Genomic DNA, 3,720 nt, shown 5'->3' with positions numbered 1-3,720 from the left:
ATTGTCCGTCCTTCGTCATCTGGAGATCAATCTCTATATAATCTCCCTCCATTATGGTCCCAAGTTCATACGCCGTAAAAGTGTGTTCAGGGGCATGTCCCGACGCACCGCGATGGGCGATGATAATTGGTTTGAATGGTCCAAAATGAGAAGGGCTTTTTGCCAAGGCTGAATCAGCTTGTAAAAAAGAAAAGCAGAAAAGAGCAATAGCCGCCATTCGATATATGCATTTCATCTCCTCACTCTCCCCTTAGTGTGAATTCATAGCTGATTTGATTCGGAGACTTCCAGAGAAAATAGTTAACTTTTAGATAAAAAATCTTATTAGCAATTTAACTGGGTGTAAATATTATTAACATCTTTGCTTGTAATATGTTTTTTTCTTAAGGTAGTTTTCACAATCGTTTTATTGCCATAACCGTGTACTCTAAAAGTAAATGAAGCGTCGATTCATTATTGTCTTGCATTTAACAAAAAGTACGAAATAACCTTTGCAGAACTAATTCAATACTATTTCCAAACCTTCCACCAATTGCGTTTATGATGTTTTGAAGCTGCTGTTTCGCGGAAGCTTTCGACCATATCTTTAAACATTTCGTCACGCTGCCTGATCTCTTTCCGGAATTCTTCGCGTTCGGTTTTAATGGTCTTAACAAAATAATCTCTTTCTTGCGTGAGGATTTCATTTAAATTTGAGAGTTCCTGATGGGTTGCTTCACGGCTGTTTGACACATAATCAGCAAGAATTTTAAACTCCTCTGCTACCGTTTCTGTCCTCTCGTTCAAGCGTTCAGACAGCACTGATAATTCTTTGTTAGTCCCGGACGTCAGTTTTTCAACTGAACTTGACAGGGTTGTGATCTTGTCATTCGTTCCTTTCGAAGTCTTTGTCAGGCTGTTTGCCAGGGAAGCAATCTTTTCGGAAGTCCCTTTTGAAACATTCGCAATGCTTCCTGATAGGGTATTTATTTTTTCGGTGGTACCCTTCGAAACCTTCGCAACACTCTCAGTGAGCTTGGTAATTTTGTCTGTCGTTCCTTTGGATGTTTTTTGGATATTGTCCGAAAGCTGTGCTATTTTTTCAGATGTGCCCTGTGAAGCTTTTACGACACTTTCAGAAATTATGCCGAACATTTCTGTTGTGCCACGAGATACTTTTGCAATGCTGGTGTGCAATTCAGAAGTACCCTTCGATACATTCGAAAGCTCCGAAGAAATGGTTCCGAGGGTTTCGGAATTTTCTTCCGAAGTTTTCGCCACTGTATCTGAGAGTTCTTTAATTTGTTCGGTAGTCCGTTCTCCTGATTTATAAATCGAGTCAGAAATCGTTTTGACTGTCGTAAAAGTGCCCTTAGAAATCTCCTTTTTAACTTCCTCCAGAACCTCTTTACGAATGCCGTTCCTGATTTCCGATTTTACTTCGGCAATTAAAGTTTCTTTATATTGCTCCATAGCAGCCATAAAAGCTTCGTAGCCTTCATCATTTTGTGCGTGAAGCTGGGCAGGGACGCCCGGTTCAATCATTAATGCACTTGTTTCTGAAAATGGCTCTGTTACTGACTGAGGGTCCTTTTCCATATGTCTTTGAAGAAGATCGCGAATCATTTCCTTGCTTAAATTTTTATCGCGCATTTGTTTGATTTTCATCAAAAATTCAATCTCTATATCTGTATAAAATCTCGCGCCTTGTTTAGTCCGCGGAATGATTAACAGTCCTGAAAGATCCTTTTCCCATTGCCTGATGGTTCCCGAGGGAACATTAATTTTCTTGGACACCTCTTTAATCGTATATGCTTTCATGAATTGAGTGTCAGTCATCATGCACATTCCTTTCTGTTAATAGTTTTAAAAATAATGTGTAACAAATAAATTCCTCATTGATATTCTAGTTTTCCTGCATGGTGACAAAAGCTATCAAAAGTAGTGGTGTTTCACCATAAGATGCAAAAATCATACAGTGTTCGCACATAATCTTGGTTGAATCCGGAGGATAAATAGATGATTTCGGGATGCAAGGTGGAATTTTTGAAAATACATAGCAAAAACATATGATTTAACGTGATGATTTTAGTGATTTGATTTACAATAGGAAGGCAAGCTAACACGGGAGTCCGAAGGGGACAAACATATAAAACATTTCAGCATATGGTTTTCGAAACTGTTTTGATTGGTTAGCTCTTAATACATATACATCATTTAAGCAAACGTACATCACATACTTTCTGGAGGCGTAGAAAATGTCAGAGGTAAAAGTCCGGATCGAAAAAGATTTTTTAGGAACGAAGGAAGTATTGGCTGATGCCTATTACGGCATACAAACATTGAGGGCCGTAGAAAACTTCCCAATAACAGGATATAGAATACATAGTGAGCTTATTAAAGCGATGGCGATCGTAAAGAAAGCAGCTGCACTTGCCAATATGGAAACTGGAAGACTATATGGCGGCCTTGGTGATGTCATCGTCAAAGCGGCAGACGAAATCATCGATGGAAAGTGGCACGATCAGTTTATCGTCGATCCGATTCAAGGCGGAGCTGGAACATCCATTAATATGAATACAAATGAAGTCATCGCCAATCGCGCTCTCGAACTGCTTGGTGAGGAAAAAGGGGATTATTTTACATTAAGTCCGAATTCACACGTTAATATGGCCCAATCAACAAATGATGCTTTTCCTACTGCGATCCATATTTCCGTTCTTTCATTATTAGACAAGCTCCTTGACACGATGAGCATTATGCGTGAGGTTTTTTCGAAAAAGGCAAGAGAATTCGATTCAGTAATTAAAATGGGTAGAACACACCTTCAAGATGCGGTGCCGATTCGCCTTGGCCAGGAATTCGAAGCATATACACGAGTCATTGAACGTGACATCGAACGGATCAAGCACACTAGAGGCCATCTTTATGAGGTAAATATGGGTGCAACAGCGGTCGGAACTGGGTTAAACGCTAATCCAAAATATATTAAAAATGTTGTAGTCCATTTGTCAGAAATTAGCGGATATCCGTTAACGAACGCAGACCATCTGGTTGATGCCACACAAAATACCGATGCATATACGACTGTTTCTGCAGCCTTGAAGGTATGTATGATGAATATGTCCAAAATCGCAAACGATTTGCGATTGATGGCTTCAGGACCACGCGTGGGATTCAATGAAATTATCCTTCCTGCTCGCCAGCCAGGTTCTTCAATCATGCCCGGTAAGGTAAATCCTGTTATGCCTGAAGTCATAAACCAGGTAGCATTCCAGGTAATCGGCAATGACCATACGATTTGTCTTGCATCCGAAGCGGGGCAGCTCGAACTGAATGTTATGGAACCTGTCCTTGTCTTCAATCTGATTCAGTCGATCAGCATCATGAACAATGGCTTTAAAGTATTTACAGACCATTGCTTAGTAGGCATCGAGGCAAACAAAGAAAAGCTTGAGAAGGATGTAGAGAGAAGTGTAGGGATCATCACCGCAGTCAACCCGCACCTTGGATACGAAGCGGTTTCACGGATCGCACGCGAAGCGATCCTTACAGGAAAATCAGTACGCGAACTATGTCTTGCATACGATGTATTGACAGAAGAAGAACTAGATTTAATCCTTAATCCATACGAAATGACAAACCCAGGCATCGCAGGCGAAGAACTTCTTAATAAAAATTAAACAGTTTAACACATTAAAGCGCTGGGGGTCTGACCCCCAGCGCTTTAATGTGTTAAAT

Annotated in this window: 3 protein-coding genes; 1 reads left to right on the top strand and 2 read right to left on the bottom strand. The window is 40.4% G+C overall.

Annotation, left to right across the window (positions count from 1 at the left end; translation table 11 throughout):
• Both WB217_RS12665 and WB217_RS12660 read right to left on the bottom strand, forming a co-directional pair.
• Positions 1–235, bottom strand: a 235-nt coding sequence (locus WB217_RS12665; RefSeq protein ID WP_423993576.1) for a glycerophosphodiester phosphodiesterase family protein, incomplete at its 3' end; no start/stop codon positions are given.
• Positions 236–510: 275 nt separating this feature from the next.
• Entirely contained in the window at positions 511–1,818 is a 1,308-nt protein-coding gene (locus WB217_RS12660; RefSeq protein WP_423993575.1) for a MerR family transcriptional regulator, read from the bottom strand.
• Positions 1,819–2,237: 419 nt separating this feature from the next.
• On the opposite strand from WB217_RS12660, the gene aspA reads away from it, so the two are divergent.
• Positions 2,238–3,662 carry an aspartate ammonia-lyase gene (gene aspA, locus WB217_RS12655; RefSeq protein WP_423993574.1) on the top strand — a complete coding sequence of 475 codons (1,425 nt, stop codon included), beginning with the start codon at positions 2,238–2,240 and terminating at the stop codon, positions 3,660–3,662.
• The last annotated feature ends 58 nt before the right edge of the window (positions 3,663–3,720 follow it).

This window comes from Mesobacillus sp. (assembly GCF_049588175.1).
Taxonomy (GTDB): domain Bacteria; phylum Bacillota; class Bacilli; order Bacillales; family Cytobacillaceae; genus Mesobacillus.
The sequence above is the reverse complement of the archived record's forward strand: the minus strand, read 5'-3'. Positions and strand labels throughout refer to the sequence as shown.